This window comes from Ensifer sp. WSM1721 (assembly GCF_000513895.2).
GTDB lineage: Bacteria > Pseudomonadota > Alphaproteobacteria > Rhizobiales > Rhizobiaceae > Sinorhizobium.
The window spans coordinates 262,509-283,850 of sequence record NZ_CP165782.1 but is presented as its reverse complement, the minus strand read 5'-3'; the positions used below and the strand labels follow the sequence as shown (position 1 = coordinate 283,850).

The 21,342-nt window shown below is 62.3% G+C and carries 19 protein-coding genes; 5 read left to right on the top strand and 14 right to left on the bottom strand.

The window, feature by feature from the left end; all coding sequences use genetic code 11:
• From M728_RS01270 to M728_RS01220, 11 genes are all read right to left on the bottom strand, one after another.
• Positions 1-2,274: a chemotaxis protein CheA gene (locus M728_RS01270; RefSeq protein WP_026618228.1), complete on the bottom strand. Its 2,274-nt coding sequence runs from the start codon at positions 2,272-2,274 to the stop codon at positions 1-3.
• A gap of 20 nt (positions 2,275-2,294) precedes the next feature.
• Entirely contained in the window at positions 2,295-2,660 is a 366-nt protein-coding gene (locus tag M728_RS01265) for a response regulator (RefSeq protein ID WP_026613245.1), read from the bottom strand.
• 3 nt (positions 2,661-2,663) lie between these two features.
• Entirely contained in the window at positions 2,664-2,957 is a 294-nt protein-coding gene (locus M728_RS01260; protein WP_026618227.1) for an STAS domain-containing protein, read from the bottom strand.
• A 13-nt stretch (positions 2,958-2,970) separates the two neighbouring features.
• A complete protein-coding gene (locus M728_RS01255; protein ID WP_026618226.1) occupies positions 2,971-4,575 on the bottom strand; it encodes a globin-coupled sensor protein in 1,605 nt (534 codons plus the stop codon).
• A 703-nt stretch (positions 4,576-5,278) separates the two neighbouring features.
• Positions 5,279-6,670 carry an FGGY-family carbohydrate kinase gene (locus M728_RS01250; protein WP_026618225.1) on the bottom strand — a complete coding sequence of 464 codons (1,392 nt, stop codon included), beginning with the start codon at positions 6,668-6,670 and terminating at the stop codon, positions 5,279-5,281.
• Between the two features lie 7 nt (positions 6,671-6,677).
• Positions 6,678-6,992, bottom strand: a complete 315-nt coding sequence (rhaM, locus tag M728_RS01245; RefSeq protein WP_026618224.1) for an L-rhamnose mutarotase — start codon at positions 6,990-6,992, stop codon at positions 6,678-6,680.
• Between the two features lie 11 nt (positions 6,993-7,003).
• Positions 7,004-8,008 (bottom strand): ABC transporter permease, encoded by a 1,005-nt coding sequence (locus M728_RS01240; protein ID WP_026618223.1) that lies wholly within the window; start codon positions 8,006-8,008, stop codon positions 7,004-7,006.
• A complete protein-coding gene (locus tag M728_RS01235) occupies positions 8,008-8,988 on the bottom strand; it encodes an ABC transporter permease (RefSeq protein ID WP_026618222.1) in 981 nt (326 codons plus the stop codon). The genes M728_RS01240 and M728_RS01235 overlap by 1 nt, the downstream gene beginning before the upstream one ends.
• A complete protein-coding gene (locus tag M728_RS01230) occupies positions 8,985-10,496 on the bottom strand; it encodes a sugar ABC transporter ATP-binding protein (protein WP_026618221.1) in 1,512 nt (503 codons plus the stop codon). Before M728_RS01230 ends, M728_RS01235 begins: the two co-directional genes overlap by 4 nt.
• 289 nt (positions 10,497-10,785) lie before the next feature.
• Positions 10,786-11,775: a rhamnose ABC transporter substrate-binding protein gene (rhaS, locus tag M728_RS01225; protein ID WP_026618220.1), complete on the bottom strand. Its 990-nt coding sequence runs from the start codon at positions 11,773-11,775 to the stop codon at positions 10,786-10,788.
• Positions 11,776-11,877: 102 nt separating this feature from the next.
• Positions 11,878-12,699 carry a DeoR/GlpR family DNA-binding transcription regulator gene (locus M728_RS01220; protein WP_026618219.1) on the bottom strand — a complete coding sequence of 274 codons (822 nt, stop codon included), beginning with the start codon at positions 12,697-12,699 and terminating at the stop codon, positions 11,878-11,880.
• 200 nt (positions 12,700-12,899) lie between these two features.
• Here M728_RS01220 and M728_RS01215 point away from each other — a divergent pair, with 200 nt between their 5' ends.
• From M728_RS01215 to M728_RS01195, 5 genes are all read left to right on the top strand, one after another.
• Entirely contained in the window at positions 12,900-14,999 is a 2,100-nt protein-coding gene (locus M728_RS01215) for a bifunctional rhamnulose-1-phosphate aldolase/short-chain dehydrogenase (RefSeq protein ID WP_026618218.1), read from the top strand.
• 14 nt (positions 15,000-15,013) lie between these two features.
• Complete coding sequence (gene rhaI, locus M728_RS01210; protein ID WP_026618217.1) at positions 15,014-16,306, top strand: L-rhamnose catabolism isomerase; 1,293 nt, start codon at positions 15,014-15,016, stop codon at positions 16,304-16,306.
• Between the two features lie 248 nt (positions 16,307-16,554).
• Entirely contained in the window at positions 16,555-16,809 is a 255-nt protein-coding gene (locus M728_RS01205) for a GlsB/YeaQ/YmgE family stress response membrane protein (RefSeq protein WP_026613257.1), read from the top strand.
• Between the two features lie 168 nt (positions 16,810-16,977).
• Positions 16,978-17,166 (top strand): hypothetical protein, encoded by a 189-nt coding sequence (locus M728_RS01200; protein WP_026618216.1) that lies wholly within the window; start codon positions 16,978-16,980, stop codon positions 17,164-17,166.
• A 91-nt stretch (positions 17,167-17,257) separates the two neighbouring features.
• On the top strand, positions 17,258-17,719 hold the full coding sequence (locus M728_RS01195; RefSeq protein ID WP_026618215.1) for a YbaK/EbsC family protein: 462 nt from the start codon (positions 17,258-17,260) through the stop codon (positions 17,717-17,719).
• 472 nt (positions 17,720-18,191) lie between these two features.
• Here M728_RS01195 and M728_RS01190 read toward each other — a convergent pair whose 3' ends face one another.
• The 3 genes from M728_RS01190 to M728_RS01180 form a co-directional block, all read right to left on the bottom strand.
• The gene (locus M728_RS01190; protein WP_026618213.1) at positions 18,192-18,500 is read right to left on the bottom strand and encodes a hypothetical protein; all 309 of its coding nucleotides are present in this window, start codon (positions 18,498-18,500) and stop codon (positions 18,192-18,194) included.
• A gap of 206 nt (positions 18,501-18,706) precedes the next feature.
• Entirely contained in the window at positions 18,707-19,780 is a 1,074-nt protein-coding gene (locus M728_RS01185; RefSeq protein ID WP_026618212.1) for a nucleotidyltransferase family protein, read from the bottom strand.
• On the bottom strand, positions 19,767-20,870 hold the full coding sequence (locus M728_RS01180; protein ID WP_026618211.1) for a serine kinase: 1,104 nt from the start codon (positions 20,868-20,870) through the stop codon (positions 19,767-19,769). Before M728_RS01180 ends, M728_RS01185 begins: the two co-directional genes overlap by 14 nt.
• Positions 20,871-21,342: the final 472 nt, after the last annotated feature.

Genomic DNA, 21,342 nt, shown 5'->3' with positions numbered 1-21,342 from the left:
TTATCCGGCTGCAGCAAGTGACATTTCAGGTTTCAAGGATTGGCCGCGCGATGCGGCGACGATGGCATCGACGTCGAGAATGAGCGCCACACGCCCGTCGCCGAGAATGGTCGCGGCCGCGATGCCCGGCACATGCGTGTAGTTCGCCTCGAGGCTCTTGATCACCACCTGGCGCTGGCCCTGGATGGCATCCACCATCAGTGCGCGCTGGCCGCCGCCTTCGGACTCGACGAGCAGCGCCACGCCTTCGACGGGGTTCGCCTGGATGGCGCGGAAGTTGAGGATGCGGCCGACATCGACGAGCGGGCAGAAGGAGTTGCGGATCGAGATCAGCCGCTGGCTGGCGCCGAAGCTGTGGATCGCTGAAGCCTCCGGCTGCAGCGTTTCCACGATCGCCGTCAGCGGCACGACGAGCGTCTGGTTGGCGACCGTCACCACCATGCCGTCGAGAACGGCAAGCGTCAGCGGCAGGCTCATCGTGAAGATCGAGCCCTGCCCGGGCTTCGAGGAGATATTGATGCGGCCGCCGAGCGCCTGGATCGAGCGCTTGACGACATCCATGCCGACGCCGCGGCCGGAGATGTCGGAGATCTTGTCGGCGGTCGAGAAGCCGGCGTGGAAGATCAGGTTGTCGATCTCCTCGTCGGAAAGGTTCGCATCCGCCGCGATCAGATCGTTGTCGATCGCCTTCTGCCGCACCTTCTCACGGTTGATGCCGGCGCCGTCGTCGGCAAGCTCGATGACGATGCGGCCGGAGCGGTGCTTGGCCGTCAGCCGCACCGTGCCTTCCGGGTTCTTGCCGGCGGCAATGCGCTTTTCCGGTGTTTCGAGGCCGTGATCGACCGCGTTGCGGATCATGTGCGTGAGCGGCTCGGCGAGCTTGTCGATGACCGTCTTGTCGACTTCCGTATTCTCGCCCTCGGTGACGAGACGAACGGACTTGCCGGTCATGTCGGCGATTTCGCGGACGATGCGGGACATGCGCTGGAAGACCGGTTTCACCGGCTGCGCACGGATCGCCATGACACTGTCCTGGATCTCGCGGGTGAGCTGCTGCAGCTCCTCGAGACCCATGTTGATCGACGACGTGCCGTTGGCGTCGTTCTCGATCACACTCTGCGACAGCATCGCCTGATTGATGACGAGCTCGCCGACGAGATTGATCAGGCGGTCGACGCGATCGAGGTCGACGCGGATCGTCGGCGTCGCCGCCGAGGCGGCTTGCTGGGATGCGGCCGACTGTGCTGCGGCCGACGCCGCGCTCCTGCTGTTTTCGGCGGGAGCGCGCGCGCTCGGCGTCATCTGCACGACGTTCGACGCCCCTTCCGCGGCGGAATCAGCCGATTCACGAATGTTGCGCTCTCCCGCGACAGTCCGGTCCTCTTCCTCTACGGGCGCGCGCGGCTCTTCGTCGAGCATGGAGAGATCGAACGGCACGGGCTGCATCGGCAGTTCTTCGTGCGCCTGGGCTTCATCGCCTGCAAGCATCACCTCGAGCTCGCAGTCCCACTCGGCGAACTCGAAAACGGAGCGGATCGCCTCTTCACCCTTGTCGGTCTTCAGCGAGATCTTCCAGGCGAAATAGGCCGCCTCCGGGTTCATGCGGTCGAGCGCCGGCAGGTCGTCCATGTCGCAATGGATGCTCATCTCGCCGAGACGCGACAGATCGCGCAGGAGCAAGGTCGCGTCGTTGCCCTTGGCGTAGAGATCGGACTTGGGCCTGAAGAGGATCTCGTAAGTGGGCAGGTCGATCGCCGGCTCTTCGCCCGTTTCGAACTCCTCGAAGGAGAAGGCAACGGGCTGGAAGCCTTCCTCGTTCACCGGAGGAACTGGCTCGGCAGCAGCCGGCGGGGCTGCCTTCGGCGCGGGTTCGGCGGCGGCTTGCGGTACCTCGCCGTTGGCGAGCGCCTCGAGTTCCTTGATCAGTTGCCGGCTGCGCGCCTCGTCGACGCTGCCGCCGTCGCGGGCGGCATTGGTGAGGTCGGCGAGCACGTCGGCCGATCTCAGCATGACCTTCAGGACTTCCTGATTGGGCTCCAGCCTGTTGGATCGAACGCAATCGAGCGTCGTCTCGAACACGTGCGCGAACGAGACGAGGTCATCCAGCCCGAAGGCGCCGGCGCCACCCTTGATGGAATGGACCGCACGAAAGACGGCATTGACCGTTTCCGGATCGCGGTCGCCGTCGTTGAGCTTAAGGAGACCCGACTCCAGTTCCGCGAGTTGCTCCTCGCATTCCTGGAAGAAAATCTCTTTGATTTCGTTCATATCCATTGGAGGCTATCCCCGGATTTTCAGGCCGTTACGCGCTCGATCGCATCGATGAGCTTGGTGGGGTCGAACGGCTTGACGATCCAGCCGGTGGCGCCTGCCTGCCGCGCGCGGTTCTTCTTCTCCGCGTCGCTTTCCGTGGTCAGCACGAGGATCGGTACGGCGCGATAGCGGTCGTTCCTGCGTACGCCCTCGATGAAGCCGAACCCGTCGAGGCGGGGCATGTTGATGTCCGTGACGATCACATCCGGGTTGGCGTCCTCGAGTTTTTCGAGCCCCTCGACGCCATCCTCGGCCTGGATCGTTTCGAATCCGGCATTGTTGAGGGTAACGAGAAGCATGTTCCGGATTGTCCGGGAATCATCGACAGTCAGCACTCTCTTCTTCATGGCTCAAATCTCCTTCGCCATCAGGGGAGCAACGTCCACGCCGATGAGCTGTGTCGTTTTAATGAAAGCGTCCGACACCTCGGCAAAGGTGAAAGACAAGTGATCCTCTTCCCAGCTTCTGGCGGCAGCCATCAGCACCTGGACGCAAAGCGCCCCCACCCGCTCGACGGCGGATGCATCGATCGTCACGGCGCCGCCCTTCAGCGCCAGGAGCCTTTCATGCAGCGCCGTCGCTTCGTTCAAGTCCAAGACCGGAGCGAGCTTCAGCTTTTTTCGAGCGGTATTCCTGCTGGCCATTTTGTTCCCTCAACTAGCGCCGCCATCCGGCGAAATGCCGCTCCGAGACGGCGTCATCGCCGAACAGTTCGTCTTCGTGCGTTTCCGGCAGCAGGGCGGGCGATTGGGCGAAGGCCGCTGCCGAGGATCGCGCCTGCCGCTCGAAACGGAAGCGGCGGATCGTCTGCCCGAGTTCGAGGATGGCGCTGTGAAGATCGTCCGACGAAGCCGCCGTCTCGCCGGCGAGCGTCGCACCGCGGCCTAGCGCCTCGGAGATGCCGCCGATGCCGGACGCTGCCGCGGCAACATCATTCACCTGACATTCCGAATCCCGTGCGATGCCGGTAACGGCCTCGTTGATGGAGATGACCTGCTCGGCAATGCTGCTGATCGCATCCTGGGTGCGGCCGACGATCTCGACGCCGACCTCGACCTGGGTCTTCGTTCCGCTAACGAGTTGTTTGATCTCGCGCGCCGCTTCGCCGGAACGCTGCGCCAGCGCGCGGACCTCTTGGGCCACGACCGCAAAGCCGCGTCCGCTCTCGCCGGCGCGCGCCGCCTCGATGCCGGCATTGAGCGCCAGAAGATTGGTCTGGAAAGCGATTTCGTCGATCACGCCGATGATCTGGCCGATCTTCTCCGCCGAAGCCTCGATGTCGGCCATGGCCGAGATCGCCTGGCCGGCGATCTCACCGCTCCGTTCCACCGCCACGCGCGTCGCGCTCGCCTTGGCCTCCGTCTCGCCGATGCGGATTGAGCCGGAGCGCATGCGTTCGGTCACGGCGCCAAGGGCGCCGACGTGCTGAGTGAGGGCTTCAGCCTCTCCTCCAATCTTGCCGGAGAGCTCGCTCACCTTGCCATGCAGCTCCGAGACGATCGTATCGGCCGCGCGGGCGCGTTTATCCGCCGAGAGCAGTGCTTCCTGGATTTTGGTCAATGCCGCATTGAGGCTGGCGACGATCGGGCGATAGGCCTCCGGCGCGTCCTCCGGGAGACGAGCGGCGAGGTTGCCGTCGCTAAGAGCCGCGACGAAGTCCGAAAACAGCGCCGCCACCTCGGTTTCGTCGCCCCGGCGCTGTTCGGAAAGTTGGCGCTGATGCTGTTGGCGAAGCGCGTTGAAGCGCAGCGAAACGGCAATCTCGGTGTCGACGAAGGCAGCGCGGACGAGAGCGGTGACGAGGTCGCTGAGTTCCTTCCTGCGCGCCTTGCCGAAGGGAAGCAGGGATTTCGGCCAGGCGTCCTCGATCACGCCGACGATAAGATGCTCCAGCACGACCGCGTGGCTCGCGATCTGCCAGCGCGGGTCGAGGCCCATGCGGCCTTCCGTGTCGGCGAGCACCTTGACGCGCTCCGCGTAGAGCCCGTCGAAACGAGCGTCCGTCAGTACGTTCCAATGCGATGACTGCAGGTCGTGAAGGCGGTCGAGCTGGCGATCGCTTTCGAAGTGGCGCGCCGCCTCCGGATGGCCTTGCAGGCGGTTGAAAAGCTCGCGCAGGGCAAGCTCGATGCGCGGCGACAGGCCCTGCCGGTGACCGCGAAGGAGTGCACAGGTCTCTTCGTCGAGACCGGCAAAGCGCAGGCGCTCCAGCAGGCTGCCGGCCTGGCCCCTTTTTGCCTGTTCTGACGCTTCCTGCTTCACGCTAATCCCCGGCTACTGACGCGCGGCGCTCAAGTGCGCAATCGAAATTGCCTGAGGGAGGATCGCCCGCCGGCGGCCGGTCACGCCAAATCGATAAGATCAGCGCGCCCTAAGCGTCTGTTATCGTCCGCCCCACACGTAATTTCGGTGAAAAATGGATACCGGACCGGAACCGGTACGGCGGCGCGGCATCATGCCTGGTGAAGAACCTGAAAAACTTCCCATTCCGACGTGTGGGACCATGTTTATGGTTAATTCCTTGCTTGAAGGTTAACGGTTCCCGGCCCGTAATCGGAATCGCTAAAATTCAACCACAGCGTTACCGATCACTGTTTCTGCACTGTCTATACAGGCGCGAAGCAACAGGTTTTCAATCACAAGAGTTTAGTATTGCGGTTCTACTTGCCGTCCAGTATCGAGACGGATGTGTAAATGGCGCGGACCACGCGTACAGTACGATCGTCAGATACAGGGCGCCACCATGAGGGTGCGCCACGGGAAATGAACAATGATTGTTCTTGGGATAAGCGCCATCATCACCGCAACACTCGCACTGGCTGCGATTTCGATCGTCGTCAATCTCGAGCACAGGCGGCCGGCGAGCAGAAACTCCGTATTCTGACAGCTTTCGAAGCTCTCTTTGAACCCACACTTGTGTTGCGCGAGATGACGCGCCTGGCATTACTCTGGGTCCACAGATGAGTTATGAAAGACGACCGTCCTCATGCACATGCGCGGCGGTCAGGCGGCGCCATTCGCCGGCATAGTCGGCATAGACTTCGCCTATCCCATCCGTCACCGGTTCCGCGCCAGTTCTGACGCGGGCGCCCGCGACGAGGCAGGCCGCACCGAGGCTGGTTCCGGTGCTGCTGAGCCTGTTGGCAAGGACCGGCCGTCCGCTGGCGGCGGCAAGCATCGTCAAATAGGCGTCGTTCGCGGTGAAAGGGCCTTCGACGACGATCTCTCCCTTGGCGCCGATGAGATCGAGGCACGTCGCCGTCATCAAAGCGAGATGGAAGGAGACGACGGCGAGCCGCTCGGACGGGGTGAGTTTCTCCTCCCCGGTTGTCCAAAGCGGATTTGCGGAGGGGAAAGGACCGGAGCCACCCGGCACCGACGGCAGCAGCATGTGTTTCGCCGCAAGGACTCGCGCTTCCGCCTCGTGCGAGGCCGGCGGCGGACTGTCGCCGACGAGCAACGAAAAGGCGCGGCCGCCCATGAAGCGGGCCGACGGTACCGGATCGCCGAGCGCGTTGACATTCACCAGCGTATCGCGGCTCTCATCGAGTTCCACTGCGTCGCCGCCGACGGCGAGCATCACGACCCAGGTTCCGGTCGAAACGACGGAGAACGGAGCGCGTCGCGTCAGGAGATGCGGCAGCAGCGAAGCGTTGGAATCGTGGATGCCGCAATAGATGGGCAGGCCGCGCGGCAGGCCCGTTTCGTCCGCCAGCGGCGGCAGCAACCCGCCGATCACGTCGCCAGCCTTGCGCACCGGCGCAAAGAGATGGCGCCAGCCCTGTTCCTCTACCATCGCCGAGAAGCTTGCCGCCTTCGGATTCCAGAGGTCGGTATGACAGCCGAGCGAGGTCAGCTCGTTCGTCCGCACTCCGGTCAGCCGATAGGACCAGTATTGCGCATAGGTGAGGATCGTCGCGACGCGGGCGAAATGCTCCGGAAACATGCGCTGCTGCCAGAAGAGCTGGACCCCGACATTGAGCCCCATCGGCAGGCGCGCCGAGCCGGTTTCCGCAAAGGGCGGGCGCGCCCGGTCATAGTCGTCGGCGAGCGCATCCGGCCCGGCGAACTCGTAGTCGAGCACAGGCAAGGCAAGTTCGCCCGTCTCGTCGAGCAGCGCCGCGGTCGCGCCATGCGTCGTCACGGAAATCGCGTCGACCGGTCGCTCGCGATTGAGCGCGCCGAGGCCGTCGAGAATGAAACGCCACAGCCGTTCGGTGTCGAAATGCGGATAGAGGCCGCCGTCGACCACCGCGTTGGCCGTCTTGCGCACGGCAATTTCCTCGAAGCGATCAAGGTCGACCAGCGCGACTTTGGCATTCGTCTTGCCGATGTCGATGACGGCGACAGTTTTCATGGCCCGATCAGCTCAGGTGGAAGACGGTTTTGAGCGGCACCGCGACCGGCTCGTTATCCGCGCGGGTTTCCATGATGTCGGCCATGTAGGCCCACCATTTCTGCATCACCGGATGTGATGGCAGGTCGGCCATCTTGTGATCGTCGGTCCGCCAGAGAACACCGAAGAGCAGGTTGGTTTCTTCGTCGAGATGGATCGAATAGTCGGAGATGCCGGCGTCCCTCAGGAGTGCGACCAGCTCGGGCCAGATCGCGTCGTGGCGCGCGTTATACTCCTCGGCCATTCCCGGATTGAGCCGCATGCGGAAAGCGTATTTTTCCATGGGATCAGACCTCAATGCGCAAGACGGCGACGGGCGCGCTGCCAGAGGATCGGCAAGGCGATGACCGAGATCAGGAGCAGGCCGATAAAGATCGACATGACGATGCCGGGCACGTTCAAGAGGCCGAAGCCGAAGGTGACCATACCCATGATCAGCGCCGCCAGCACGACACCCGGTATCGTGCCCGAACCGCCGAGAATGTTGACACCGCCGAGCACCACCATCGTCACGACTTCGAGTTCCCAGCCGAGCGCGATCGAGGGACGGGTGGAGCCGAGACGCGAGGTGAGGCAGATCGAGGCAAGCCCCGCCATCAAGCCGGTAAGCAGGAACAGCGTGAATTTCACCCGCGCCACGCGGACGCCGGAGAACAGTGCTGCCGTCTGGTTGTTGCCGATGGCATAGACGGCGCGGCCGAAATTCGTCTTGTGCAGGAGCACGCCGTAGACGACGGCGAGCAGAACGAAGAGCGTGAACTCTAAGGAGAAGACCCACCAGACATAGCCTTGGCCGAACCAGGCGAAGCTTTCCGGATAGCCGGTGAAGGCTTGGTCGCCGAGGACGATAAAGGAGAGGCCGCGAAACAGGCTCATGGTGCCGATCGTCACCACGATCGACGGCAGTCCGAGGCCGGTAATCAGGAGCCCGTTGACGAGGCCGCAAATGAGCCCGACGCCGAGGCCGATCGCGACGATCGCCGGCGTGTCGAAGCCGAGTTGGACGGCATAGCCCATGGCGGTCGAGACAAGCGCAATGATCGATGCGACCGAGAGGTCGATCTCGCCGGAAATGATCACCAGCGCCATGGCGAAGGCGATCATCGCCTTTTCGGTGAAGTTGAAGGTGGCGTCGGAGAGATTCCACGGATCGAGGAAATAGGGCGAGGCGAGCGAATTGCCGAGGAAGATGGCGGCCGCCACGACGATGAGCAGCGACTCCCAGCTTTTGAGGAGGCGCGCGCCACGCCCCTCAAGACGATCGGGGACGTTGCGGGGGGAGATTTGGGCGTCCGCCATCAGACAGCCTCCGCTTTCTTGAGAATGACCCTGCCCTTGCGGCGCTCGGCGCGGGCGTTGACGGCAACGGCGATGATGATGACCGTCCCGGAAATCGCCATCTGCGCGAAGGGTGAGATGTTGATGACCGGCAGAGCGTTCTTGATCACGCCGAGGAACAGCGCGCCGAGCACGGCTCCCGGCACCGAGCCGATGCCGCCCGCGATCGAGATGCCACCGATGACGCAGGCAGCGATAATGTCGAGCTCGAAGCCGGCGGCGATGTCCACATAGGCGACCGCATAGCGTGAAACCCAGAGATAGCCCGAAAGCCCCGCAAGGGTGCCCGACAGCCAATAGGCGAAGAAGCGCGTGCGGCCGACATCGATGCCGGTGTAAACGGCAGCATGCGGATTGCCGCCGACGGCATAGAAGGCGCGGCCGAGCGGCGTGCGGCCCATGACAACGAACATAAGCACGATCATCGCGAGCGACACCCAGGAGAGTACCGGCATGCCGGCAAGATCCAGCCGCGGCAGAGCCTTGAACGCGTCGCTCATCTCATGCGCGTTGATCCACTTGCCGTCCGTCAGGAGGAAGATCAGGCCACGATAGATCGTCAGCGTCCCGAGGGTGACGACGATCGGCGGGATGTTGAGCTTCCAGACGAGCGTTCCGTTGATCGTGCCCAGCACGCCGCCGAGTGCCATGGCGGCGATGATGACGAGCGGAACCGGCAGGCCGGGAACGGCGCTGTTCAGCATGGCCGCGACCATGCCGCAGAGCGCGAGATTCGCCGCCATCGACAGATCGATGCATCGGGTGAGGATCACGGCCATCTGCCCGAGCGCCAGGATGATAAGGATGGAGGTGTCGTTGTAGACGCGGGCGAGGTTTGCCGGCGCCACGAAGGCGGGAAAGCGCAGCGCGATCAAGGCGACGAGCACGGCGATCGCCGCAACGAGCAGGATTTCGCGATTCTTGAGGAGCTTTGCCATCATGCTGCCCTGCCATTGACTTGCGCTTCGATGCCGGCGGCGGCACGGACGAGCTTTTCGGCCGTTAGTTCGGCCCGGTCGAAACGGCCGGCGATGCGGCCCTCGCGCATGACGATGACGCGATCGGACATGCCCATGATTTCAGGAATTTCCGAGGAGACCATGACGACGCTCAGGCCCTGGGCGGCGAGTTCGCTCATGAAGGCGTGGACGGCGGCTTTGGAGCCGATATCGATGCCCTTGGTCGGCTCGTCCAGTATGATGACCTTCGGCCTCGTCGCCAACCATTTGGCGATCACCACCTTCTGCTGATTGCCGCCGGAAAGGGTGCCGACATCCTGGTCGAGCGAGGCCGCGCGCAAGTCGAGCCTCGACGTATATTCACGCGCCAGCGCGAACTCGTTAGCGAGCTTCAGGAAGCCGGAGCGCGAGGTGTGCGAGAGCGACGGCAGGGTCACGTTCTGGAAGATCGGCATGCCGATGATCGCGCCCTGGCGGCCGCGCTCCTCCGGGACGTAGACGATGCCGGCGCGGATTGCCTCGGCCGGACTACGGATCACCAGCACCTGGCCGTCGAGCTTCACCGCTCCAGCCGACGGGCGGGTGATGCCGATCAGCGACTGCATGAATTCCGAGCGTCCGGCGCCGACGAGGCCGTAGAAGCCGAGGATCTCGCCGCGCCTCAGCTCGAAATTGATGTCCTCGAACTCGGTCGGATGGCGATAGCCCGAAACGGTGAGCACAGGCTCGCCGATCGCGACCTCCTTCTTTGGGTAGACCGAGCCGACGGCGCGGCCGACCATCATGCGCACGAGATCGTCCTGGCTCACATCCGCGATCAGCCCCTCGCCGACCATCGCGCCATCGCGGAAGACCGTGTAGCGGTCGGCGATGCGGAAGATCTCGTCGAACTTGTGGCTTATAAAAAGGATCGCCTTGCCGTCAGCCTTGAGCCGCTCGACCAGCGCGTAGAGCTCGTGGATCTCCTTGTGCGACAGCGCCGCCGTCGGCTCGTCCATGATGACGACGCGGGCATCGACCGAGAGGGCGCGGGCAATCGCGACCAGATGCTTCTTGGCGATGCCGAGATCGCGCAGGCGGATCGTCGGGTCGAAATCCGCCCCCGCACGATGAAGCAGGGCTGCGGCGTCGGCATTGAGCTTCTTCCAGTCGATGAAGCCGAAGCGGTTGCGCGGTGCATGGCCGAGAAAGATGTTTTCGGCGACGGAGAGTTCGTCGAAGAGGACCGTCTCCTGATGGATCGCGGTGACTCCGGCGCGCGACGCGGCAAGCGCTGTCGGGAACGTCGTCTCCGCGTCGGCGACCCGGATCACCCCGGCATCGGGCTGATAGATGCCGGTCAGGATCTTGACCAGCGTCGACTTGCCGGCGCCGTTTTCGCCGATCAGTGCCGTCACCGACCCCGGATAGAGCGCGAGCGAGACATCCGAAAGAGCGCGCACGCCGGGGAAGGATTTCGAGATGCCCTCGAGCGTGATGGCGGGCTTCATCCGCGATGTGGTTTTATCCTGCAACAAGAGAGAGTCCACCAATTTCAGTCGTTTCAATCGGGCGGCGGTCGTTCATGAGGCTCTCACGGCGCGGCTGCCCCTCTCCTCGGGTTTAACCCGAGGACCAACTCGCTCCCCGCTCGCGGGGAGAGGGACCCCTTCGGAGCCCGCGGTTTCCGCTAGCGTCAATAAGGGGCGAGGCGTCGCCGGCTGTTCCCTTCTCCCCGCCTGCGGGGAGAAGGTGGCCGGCAGGCCGGATGAGGGGCGCAACACCCCTCATCCCCTCAGATCAGAAGATCTTCGCGAATTCCTCGACGTTCTTGGCATCATAGACGAACGGGTCGGCCATAGCGCCTTCATTGTTTTCGTCGAGCTTGACCGTGCCCATGCGGCCCATCTTCAGTTCCGCGCCGGGCTTCGCTTCCGCGCCGCCGATGAGGTCATAGGCGATCATCGTTGCCGAATAGCCGAGGTCGATCGGGTTCCAGATGGCGAAGGACTTCGAGGCGCCGGACTTAACGTGGCCGGCCATTTCGGACGGCAGGCCGAGGCCGGTGACGTTGATCTGGCCGATCTTGCCGGCGTCGGTGACGGCCTGCGCCGCGGCGACGATGCCGACCGAGGTCGGAGCGATGATCGCCTTCAGGTTCGGATAGGACTGGATGAGGCCTTGCGTCTCGCGATAGGACTTGTCGGCAAGGTCATCGCCATAGACGGTCGTCACGACATTGATGCCCTTGTAGTTGCCCTGGACCTTCTTCATCTCGGCGATCCAGGTGTTCTGGTTGGTGGCGGTTGCCGATGCCGAGAGCACGGCGACGTCGCCGCCTTCCGGCAGATGGTCGGCGGCAAGCTTGATGATCATGTTGCCGATCAGCGCGTTCGACGAGGGATTGAGGTGCATCATCCGGCCTTCCTTGGCCACACCCGAATCCCAAGAAATGACCTTGATGCCGCGGTCCATCGCCTTCTTCAGCGCCGGCACGAGCGCGTCGGTGTCATTGGCCGAAACCGCGATCGCATCCACCTTCTGGGCGATCAGCGAGTTGATCACCTCGATCTGACCTTCCGCCGTCGTCGAGGTCGGGCCGGTATAGATGACCTCGACGTCGCCCAATTCCTTGGCGGCTTCCTGGGCGCCCTTGTTGGCGGCCTCGAAGAAGCCGATGCCGAGCGCCTTGACGACGAGCGCGATCTTCTTCGTCTCCGCATGAGCGGCATTGGCCATCAACGCGACCGCAACGGCGGCCGTGACCATCAATGATTTCAGGATCTTCATCACTTTCTCCTCCCTTGGGCCCGCATTCGGAATGGATGCGTCCGGCCCGACAACTCTGGAGACCTTCCCTGGGCTTCGCCGGGGAGGCCGTTCCCCCTCTCCTCATCCGCCTCCGGCGGATGTTGAAGCAGTTTCGGCGTCGCTCGCCGCCTTCGCATTGGCGATGATCAGGCTGACGCCGGCATTTTCGAGCATCGAGGCATGTCTGTCCTCGATGCCCGTATCGGTGATCACGGTGGCAATGCGCTTCAAGCCGCAGAGAATGAGACTCGAGCGCCTGTGAAATTTCGAGGAATCGACGAGCACCACCAGTTCGTCGGCCTGGTCGATCAGCTTCTGCTCGGCCTGGATCAGGAGCGGATCGGCCTCCATCAAGCCGAGTGGTCCGAGCCCCTGCGCACCCATGAACATGCGCCGCGCATAGAAGTTGCGCGTCACGTCGTTGTCGAAGGGGCTGAGAATGATGTTCTGCTCGCGATAGATCGTGCCGCCCGAGAGCATCACCGTATTCTTCGAGTGCTTGAGCAGGTGCTCGGCGATCGGAAAGGAATTGGTGAAGACCTGCATCCTTCGGTTCGCCAGAAAATGCACCATCTGGAAGGTCGTCGTGCCGCCATTGATGATGATCGGCTCGCCGTCCTGGCAAAGTGCCACCGCCTCGCGGGCGATCGCCTGCTTCTCACGTGCATGCAGCCCCTCGTTGACGCTGAAGGGGCGGCCGGCGAGGCCGACGAACTGCGGCGGATTGATGGCTTCGGCGCCGCCGCGCACCCGCCGCAGGCGCTTCTGCACATGCAGCGCGGCGATGTCGCGGCGGATCGTCGCCTCCGAGCTGCCGGTCAGGTCCACGAGCTCAGGCACGGTCACGACCGGCTTTTCCTGCACCGCCGACAGGATGATCCTATGTCTTTCTTTCTCGTGCATGCGCTCCTCCGATGTCGTGCATGCTTCCACCAGTCCCGAGCATTGTCAATCATGATCAATCATATTTTTTCATTGTGCGACGCAATATGCGCGTTTTTGATCGTTTTTGATTGACATCCATGCATTCACCGTGTGATCTGAGTGCAACGATATCGCCGCGGTCCTGTGCGCCGCGGCCAGCTGACCCGGGAGGAATGAAGATGCTCGACAAGCAACAGGGCGCACGCCTGACCAATCTCTGGGACGAGGGCAAGGCGGCAGGCATGACCGAGCCGGAGAAGCTTCTCTACCGCTCGAATCTTCTCGGTTCGGACAAGCGCATCACCAATTACGGCGGGGGCAATACCTCCGCCAAAGTCATGGAGAAGGACCCGCTCACCGGCGAGATGGTCGAGGTCCTCTGGGTCAAGGGCTCGGGCGGCGACGTCGGCACGATCAAGATGGACGGCTTCGCGACCCTCTATATGGACAAGCTCCGGGCGCTCAAAGGCATCTATCGCGGCGTCGAATTCGAAGACGAGATGGTCGGCTACCTGCTGCATTGCACCTTCAATCTCAATCCGCGCGCCGCCTCGATCGACACGCCGCTGCACGCCTATGTGCCGAAGGCGCACGTCGACCACATGCATCCGGACGCGATCATCGCCATCGCCGCCTCCAAGAACAGCAAGGAATTGACGCAGAAGATCTTCGGCAACGAGATAGGCTGGCTGCCGTGGAAGCGTCCGGGCTACGAGCTCGGCCTCTGGCTCGAGAAGTTCTGCCTCGAAAACCCCAGCGCGCGCGGCGTGGTGCTCGAAAGCCACGGCCTCTTCACCTGGGGCGACACGGCGAAAGAAGCCTACGAGACGACGATCGGGATCATCAACCGGGCCATCGCCTGGTTCGAGGCTGAAAATGCGCCCCCGGCCTTCGGTGGGCAGGCGAAACCGACGCTTGCCCCCGCCGAGCGCGCAGCCGTCGCCAAGAAGCTGATGCCGGTGATCCGCGGCATGATCAGCGCCGAAGAGAATAAAGTCGGCCACTTCGACGACAGCCAGGCGGTGCTCGACTTCGTGACCTCCACCAATCTGGAGCCGCTGGCGGCGCTCGGCACGAGCTGCCCCGACCACTTCCTCAGAACGAAAATCCGGCCTCTGGTGATCGATTTCGACCCGGCGAAGCCGGACATTGAAAAGACCCTTGCCGGCCTGCCCGAGGCGGTGGCCGCCTACCGCGCCGACTACGCCGCCTATTACGAGCGCTGCAAGCGTGTCGACAGCCCGGCGATGCGCGATCCGAACGCCGTCGTCTATCTCGTGCCGGGCGTCGGCATGATCACCTTCGCCAAGGACAAGGCGACGGCGCGCATTTCCGGCGAGTTCTACGTCAACGCCATCAACGTGATGCGCGGCGCTTCCGGCGTGTCGACCTATGTCGGCCTGCCCGAGCAGGAAGCCTTCGACATCGAATACTGGCTGCTGGAGGAAGCGAAACTCCAGCGCATGCCGAAACCGAAGAGCCTCGCCGGGCGTATCGCGCTCGTCACCGGCGGCGCCGGTGGCATCGGTAAGGCGACGGCCAACCGGCTGATGCAGGAAGGCGCCTGCGTCGTGCTCGCCGACATCGATGAAGCGGCTCTCGAAGCAGCGCAAATCGAGCTTGCCGGGCGTTACGGCAAGGACTTCGTCCGTTCCGTCAATATGAACGTGACGAGCGAAGCGGCGGTCGAATCGGGCTTCGGCGACGCGCTTCTCGCCTTCGGCGGCCTCGACATCCTCGTCTCCAATGCCGGCCTCGCCTCGTCGGCGGCGGTCGAGGACACAACGCTGGCGCTCTGGAACAAGAACATGGACATCCTCGCAACCGGCTATTTCCTGGTGTCGCGCGAAGCCTTCCGCATCTTCCGCAATCAGAGGGCGGGAGGCAATATCGTCTTCGTCGCCTCGAAGAACGGCCTTGCCGCCTCGCCCGGCGCGTCCGCCTATTGCACCGCCAAGGCCGCCGAGATCCACCTTGCCCGGTGCCTGGCACTCGAAGGCGCGGCGGCGCAGATCCGCGTCAATGTCGTCAACCCCGATGCGGTGCTGCGCGGTTCCAAGATCTGGACCGGCGAATGGAAGGAACAGCGCGCAGCCGCCTACAAGATGGAGGTCGACGAGCTGGAGGCGCATTACCGCGAGCGGTCGATGCTGAAGCGCAGCGTCTTCCCAGAGGACATCGCAGAGGCCATTTACTTCCTCGCTTCCGACATGTCGGCGAAATCGACCGGCAACATCATCAATGTCGACGCGGGCAATGCCCAGTCCTTCACCCGCTGAGTCGGAGGCAAATCATGACAGAGATGATCAGCACGTCCGTTCTGAATGCCGAGAACGCAAGCCGCGAGCCAGCGCTCAAGCGCGACTACGACAGTCTCGGCGAGCGGCTCTCGGGCCGCGGCATCGACATCGATGCGATCAAGAACAAGGTTGCCGCCTATGGCGTCGCCGTTCCCTCCTGGGGCGTCGGCACGGGCGGTACGCGCTTCGCTCGCTTCCCCGGCCCGGGCGAGCCGCGCAATATCTTCGACAAGCTAGAGGACTGCGGCGTCATCCAGCAATTGACGCGGGCGACACCGAAGGTTTCGTTGCACATCCCGTGGGACAACGTTTCCGATCTCAAGGCGCTGAAGGAGAAGGGAATGTCGCTCAGCTTGGGCTTCGACGCGATGAACTCCAACACCTTCTCAGACGCGCCCGGCCAGGCCCACTCCTACAAGTTCGGCTCGCTCAGCCATACCGATGCTGCCACGCGCCGGCAGGCCGTGGAGCACAATCTCGAATGTATCGAAATCGGCAAGGCGCTCGGTTCGAGAGCGCTGACGGTGTGGATCGGCGACGGCTCCAATTTTCCTGGGCAGAGCAACTTCACCCGCGCCTTCGAGCGTTACCTCGACTCGATGAAACAGGTTTATGCCGCACTTCCCGATGACTGGCGCGTCTTCACCGAACACAAGATGTACGAGCCGGCTTTCTATTCGACGGTCGTGCAGGACTGGGGGACCAACTACCTGATCGCACAAGAGCTTGGGCCCAAGGCGTTTTGCCTCGTGGACCTCGGCCATCATGCCCCGAACGTCAACATCGAGATGATCGTCGCCCGGCTGATCCAGTTCAGGAAGCTCGGCGGCTTCCACTTCAACGATTCGAAATATGGCGACGACGACCTCGATACGGGTTCCATCGACCCCCACCGCCTGTTCCTCGTCTTCAACGAGCTCGTCGATGCCGAGACACGGGCCGCGGAAGGCTTCAAGCCGGCGCATATGCTCGACCAGAGCCACAATGTGACAGACCCGATCGAGAGCCTGATGACGAGTGCGATGGAGGTGAGCCGCGCCTATGCCCAGGCGCTCCTCGTCGACCGGCGAGCGCTCGAGGCCTATCAGCAGGATAACGACGCGCTGATGGCCTCCGAAACGCTGAAGGCCGCCTTCCGCACCGACGTCGAGCCGATACTGGCCATGGCGAGGCTCGAAAGCGGTGGCGCAATCGCACCGGTCGCCACCTATCGAGCGAGCGGCTACCGCGCCAGGGTGGCCTCCGAACGCCCGGCGGTCAGCGGCGGTGGCGGCGGCATCGTCTGAATCTGCTACTATAGAATAGTGTGTTCCGACTCACGATCCCGGTCGATGCGGCCCGGGATCTTCCCGGCTTTCAGACGAGCAGGCCTTTGTTCGCCCCGTATGACGCAGCGACAGCAGACCGAGCTATAGCCGGTCCGCGGCGGGCAATCCCGTTTGCGCAGAAAAATCGCCGCGCGATCGAATTGCCCTCTACTGATCCAAGATCATCGGCTATCTTTTTCCTCTGGGTACAACCGAGAGGAACATTGATGGGTATCGAAAGCATTCTGGTTTTGCTGATCGTCGGCGCTGTTGCCGGCTGGCTCGCCGGCCTCATCGTTAGCGGCTTCGGATTCGGCCTGATCGGCAACATCGTCGTCGGCATCATCGGCGCGCTGATTGCCGGCTATCTCTTTCCGGCGATCGGCATCACCCTCGGCACCGGTATCATGGCGGCAATTATTCACGCGACGATCGGTGCCGTGATCCTTCTGGCGCTCATCCGCATCGTCAAACAGGCCTGAAATGGCGATATCCGAGCAAGGATTCGCCTACCATCGGAACCGGTTTGAGGACAAGATCATTCAGCGATAACAACCGCTACGGCGACCTCCGTCCGACAGATCAGACGCGGACGCGGGAGCGACACGCTCCAGTCGTGGTCGCCGCACAATGAGAAAGCGGAGGAAAAGATGACCGAGTTCTATGCCGAGAAGATCGAAGCGGCACTGCAAACCTATATCAGCGATCACCCCGGCACGTTGACGCGCGAGCAGGCGATATCGACGATCCTCGAAAACTGGTTCGCCAGCCACGGCTATCTGCCGCCGCAGCAGGAGGGCCGACGCCCCGAAGACCTTGACGCCTCGAACGACGACTGAGACATTCGCTTTCCTCCCCCAATTCGCAGACACCGCCGAAACGGCGCTTCGTCGACGCCTCTCTTTCGTTCAAGAGCATAGATAGCCCGAAATGAGCCTAGCCTCCGTCAAACAGTTCTTTTCTCAACACGCACCGGATATCGACGTCGTCGAGCTCGAACAGAGCACTGCGACCGTGGCGCTCGCAGCTGAAGGCCATGGCGTCGAACCGGCGCAGATCGCCAAGACGCTTGCGCTCCGGGTCGGAGACGACGTTATCCTGATCGTCACGCGCGGCGATGCGCGCCTCGACAACAAGAAGTACAAGGCACGTTTCGGCACCAAGGCGCGCATGCTGGATCTCGACGAGGTCGAGGCGGAGACGGGGCATCCGGTCGGTGGAGTCTGCCCGTTCGGTCTTGCCAAGCCTCATTGCGTCTATTGCGACGAATCCCTCAAGGCTTTCGACGTCGTCGTGCCTGCCGCCGGCGCGACCAACGCCGCCGTGCATATCAGCCCCTCGCGCATCGCCGAGCTGACCGGTGCGGAATGGATCGACGTGTCGGCGCTGTGATGCGCTGGCACTTCTCCTGAGGCCTCTAGAGAACGGCTATGAGGAACATCACGGAGCCGAGCGAAAGTGCGGCAATGATGCCCATCAAGACTCTCATCATGTGTTCCGTCATTTCGTACATCCTTACCCTCTACTCCCTACTGCATGTTTCCTTTAATCGTAGCCGATTTAAGGATGAAAACATGCAGCATTCAAAGTGCTACAGCGACCTTTGCGCGTCTGATAAGACGCGCGGCGCTGTAGGAATGGACGAATGCAACGGGCCGGGCCGGCGCGAGGGCCCGGCCGCCTCATCGATGTCAAGAATTTTGTAACAACTTGGTTAACAAATCATCACGGGCTGCGCCCGAGCTCCGCTCTCGTGCACGGCTTCGTCCCCTGTGCGCGTGAGTGCCGAGGAGCACAGCACATCGCTCGTGGCTAGACTAGGAATAGCGGCCGATACGCGACGGCGTCACCCGACGCTTGCCGCCTACCTGATGATGTTAGCTGACTTGGAGCCGCCCTGCGACTGCCCCGCTCCCGGACCGCCCTGCGCCACGCCGCCGCCATGAGAGCTGCCGGGATTTGTTCCGGTCGCTCCGTTGCCATAACCGTTATTGCCTTTTGGGCGACCGCCACCGCCGCCCGACTTGGCGATTGCGTTGGAGGTAAGGCTGGTGGAAAGCAGCATGGTGACGGCCGGCGGCGTCACCACCGCAAATCGTCCACAGCTCTTCAGGAATTCGCGCCGGTCTTCTTCGCCCGCCGACAACGGTTCGTTCTGCGTTTCGGAACCCATATATTTCTCCCCTTTACGTTGCGTATAATGCAGCGATGTCTAATGCATTAATAGTGCAAACATCGGATTACCTTCGCGCAGCTCTGGAATTTTGGACTTACTTCGGATTAATTCAAAATAATAATGGCGAGACCGATTTCATATTACTCTCATGAAGTTAGCTGCAAAACGGAAACGTGACGACATCACCCTATTTTCGTTTCGCCTCATAGCTTTCCCAGCGGTTTCGAGCGGAAAATACGTCTCATTTCGCGAATTTTGCGCGCTGTTTCCTGTCGGCGCGAGGGATAAGGCTCGCCGCCGAAGCGATCCCAATACCGATAGTAGAAGACCTCCGTTAGAAGCGTCAGAAACGTGAAGGGGGTGGCGAGATGGTTCCTTCCAATCTGGAGCTGCCGCCGCACCAGTTGAATTCGCGCCCGTCTTGCGAACGACAATTTAGATGCGCCATCGATTCCGAACAGTGCAATCGCCGTCAGGATCTGTGCGTCCACCGCGTTTCGTTCGTAACCGGCGGCAAAGAGCGACCGCAATTCCTCCCACTCGACGTCAACGGAGCGAGCGAGCTTCACTATGTCGAGCAGATGGCGCAGGTCGATCAAGCCTCGCCAATAGTCGCCGTCCTGGAACTGATCATGCAGGATTAGAAAGACGATCTGGGCGAAGGCTGACGGGAGATGGACGGATTTTCCAGCGAGGGTAATCCGCCGACTGTGGCCGTACAGCCATTCGACATCGCTGAAGGAGGCCGGACCTCTCGGCCGGCAATGAAGATCGATGCTGCCGGCGTCGGTGGGCCGCTCCAATACGGCCGGCAGATGGAATTTGGGGTTGCCCGGCCAGGAACCGCTACCCAGCCGGATTTCATAGCCGATGCTTTGAAGTGCTTTTATCGAGGCGCTCATGTCGGCAGGACGGACGAACATGTCGAGATCGGTCAGCATCCGCCCGCCGATCTCGTCCGGCTCCTGCGCGAGCAGAATGGCCGCACCCTTCATGACAACGGGCTCGACACCGATGCGGTTGAGATAATCCACCGCCTCCGTCAGTTGCGCCAGCAGCCGGCGATTACGCTCGGCGTTCCTTTCGCAGATCAAAGACAAGTACTCGCGAACGTCCTGTGGCACGTTCTGCGCGTTTCTTGTCGCCAGGGCGAGGGAAGAAACGGTCAGGCTTTCATTGGCCAAGGCTATGATGTCGTCCCAGTCGACGCTGCTTGGCGGATTGCCATTGAGGCAGGACGCAAGTGCAAGCAGGTTTCGGTAGCTATGCCGCTTCATGATGCCGACTCAACGCTTCCACGGCTTCGTCGAGCCGCGAATAGGAAAGTTCGATCGCGCGAGCGCTGCGAAGGACGCCGAGCAGGGTTTCGAACTGCGAGAGTTCGAGGCGCCCCGTCGGCGTGAAGGCGCCGGAAAAGAGCTCGGACAGGACCCGCGGCGGCTCCACGGCGGAAATCGCAACCGGACCCTTCCTGCGACGGCGAAGAAGCACGATGCTGCCAAGCGGCACCGCTTCGCGCGGTGCGTAGGGGATCGATGCGAGATAGCGAACGCTCTTCTTGTCGAGACGGCGGTGGATCGGAGCCGCGGCGATTGCATCGCGCATGCCGTCGATCAGGCCCCATGAGCCACGCTTGAGTGCCGGTGCAAAAGGCACGCCGCATACGAGACCATCCGCACCCAAAAGCGCGATATCATCCCCACCACAGGTAAAACCGGCTTTGAGAAGCGCAAGCGCAAGCGTCGTCTTGCCGGCCCCCGGCGCGCCGCAAATAAGCATGCCCTTTCGGTTCCTTACAAGCAGCGCGGCATGGAGCGCGACATTGCTCCCGAGGCTTGCGAGCACGTCGTCCGTCAGCATGGCCTTAAGCGCCGGCGCCGCCTCATCGGCCGCAACAATCATTCCACGGGAGCGATTGCGGCTGATGCAGGCTCGGTTGCCGAAGGCTGCTACCTCGTAGACGATCGAAGACTTTCGCTCCGGCCCCCCCTGATGCTGGAAAACGGGCAGCACGAGGTCGGCGAGCGACCTGTCGTAAAAGGCTATCGAGACGGTAGTTCCCGCAAGATCAAGCGCTTGGCTACGCAGTGGCGGGCCCTCTTCCTCGTCAAGGAGGATGTCCAGCAGGCCCCGCCGGGACCAATGAGCAAGGTATTTCCGCACGGAGGCGCGTGCCGTCGCACGGCTGGCGCCACGTGCCACGAGGTCCGACTCCAATTGGCGCAGCGATGCCGGCTCGGCGAGTACGCATGTGAAATAGGCCGTGAGGTCATCGACCTCAAAAATCTGCTGCGACGATTCGACGAAAATCGTCTTGCGTTGCCCCAGCAGAAAAAAACGCGCCCCCTCGGAGATGCGGAACTTCATTCCAATCCCCCACACCCCCGCCGTCGCCGAAGGACGACCCCGCAAAGCCTCAAGCATACTTGCCTATTTGTGATCGAAAATCCGGATTCCCGCCAGCCCCGGACTGCCTTGAATGCAGAATCAAACACGTAAGGCAAAAAACGTGTCGATTGCGGAGGAAGTAATCAACTCTGATTTTGGTGGCGGAGGCGGTCACCGAGGATCAGATGCCATTGGACATTCTTGCCTTTCAGCGACTTTCACGCAGAAAACGGGCCCGTGTCTGACGCTCGGGCCCAGTCTGCAAATCCGCCTGAAAAACATCGGTTATTGTAGCTTATGAACAGGAAGCATAGGACTCTCGGCCGCTCCGATCCACGGACTTAAGTCCCATGCGATCGGGGTAAAGGTCCTGGGACCGTTACATGGGGATTCTCGTGATACATACTGCTACGGACGCGTCGGCGGAAAACCTCGTCAGCCGCTGAGGCGC

Excerpts from the sequence above, each read along its gene's own strand:
- M728_RS01235 (WP_026618222.1), bottom strand. The coding sequence starts at position 8,988 with ATGATGGCAAAGCTCCTCAAGAATCGCGAAATCCTGCTCGTTGCGGCG.
- M728_RS01180 (WP_026618211.1), bottom strand. The coding sequence starts at position 20,870 with ATGAAGTTCCGCATCTCCGAGGGGGCGCGTTTTTTTCTGCTGGGGCAA.
- M728_RS01185 (WP_026618212.1), bottom strand. The coding sequence starts at position 19,780 with ATGAAGCGGCATAGCTACCGAAACCTGCTTGCACTTGCGTCCTGCCTC.
- M728_RS01240 (WP_026618223.1), bottom strand. The coding sequence starts at position 8,008 with ATGGCGGACGCCCAAATCTCCCCCCGCAACGTCCCCGATCGTCTTGAG.
- rhaM (WP_026618224.1), bottom strand. The coding sequence starts at position 6,992 with ATGGAAAAATACGCTTTCCGCATGCGGCTCAATCCGGGAATGGCCGAG.
- rhaS (WP_026618220.1), bottom strand. The coding sequence starts at position 11,775 with ATGAAGATCCTGAAATCATTGATGGTCACGGCCGCCGTTGCGGTCGCG.
- rhaI (WP_026618217.1), top strand. The coding sequence starts at position 15,014 with ATGACAGAGATGATCAGCACGTCCGTTCTGAATGCCGAGAACGCAAGC.
- M728_RS01260 (WP_026618227.1), bottom strand. The coding sequence starts at position 2,957 with ATGGCCAGCAGGAATACCGCTCGAAAAAAGCTGAAGCTCGCTCCGGTC.
- M728_RS01265 (WP_026613245.1), bottom strand. The coding sequence starts at position 2,660 with ATGAAGAAGAGAGTGCTGACTGTCGATGATTCCCGGACAATCCGGAAC.
- M728_RS01270 (WP_026618228.1), bottom strand. The coding sequence starts at position 2,274 with ATGGATATGAACGAAATCAAAGAGATTTTCTTCCAGGAATGCGAGGAG.
- M728_RS01190 (WP_026618213.1), bottom strand. The coding sequence starts at position 18,500 with ATGGGTTCCGAAACGCAGAACGAACCGTTGTCGGCGGGCGAAGAAGAC.
- M728_RS01215 (WP_026618218.1), top strand. The coding sequence starts at position 12,900 with ATGCTCGACAAGCAACAGGGCGCACGCCTGACCAATCTCTGGGACGAG.
- M728_RS01205 (WP_026613257.1), top strand. The coding sequence starts at position 16,555 with ATGGGTATCGAAAGCATTCTGGTTTTGCTGATCGTCGGCGCTGTTGCC.
- M728_RS01200 (WP_026618216.1), top strand. The coding sequence starts at position 16,978 with ATGACCGAGTTCTATGCCGAGAAGATCGAAGCGGCACTGCAAACCTAT.
- M728_RS01220 (WP_026618219.1), bottom strand. The coding sequence starts at position 12,699 with ATGCACGAGAAAGAAAGACATAGGATCATCCTGTCGGCGGTGCAGGAA.
- M728_RS01230 (WP_026618221.1), bottom strand. The coding sequence starts at position 10,496 with ATGAAGCCCGCCATCACGCTCGAGGGCATCTCGAAATCCTTCCCCGGC.
- M728_RS01195 (WP_026618215.1), top strand. The coding sequence starts at position 17,258 with ATGAGCCTAGCCTCCGTCAAACAGTTCTTTTCTCAACACGCACCGGAT.
- M728_RS01250 (WP_026618225.1), bottom strand. The coding sequence starts at position 6,670 with ATGAAAACTGTCGCCGTCATCGACATCGGCAAGACGAATGCCAAAGTC.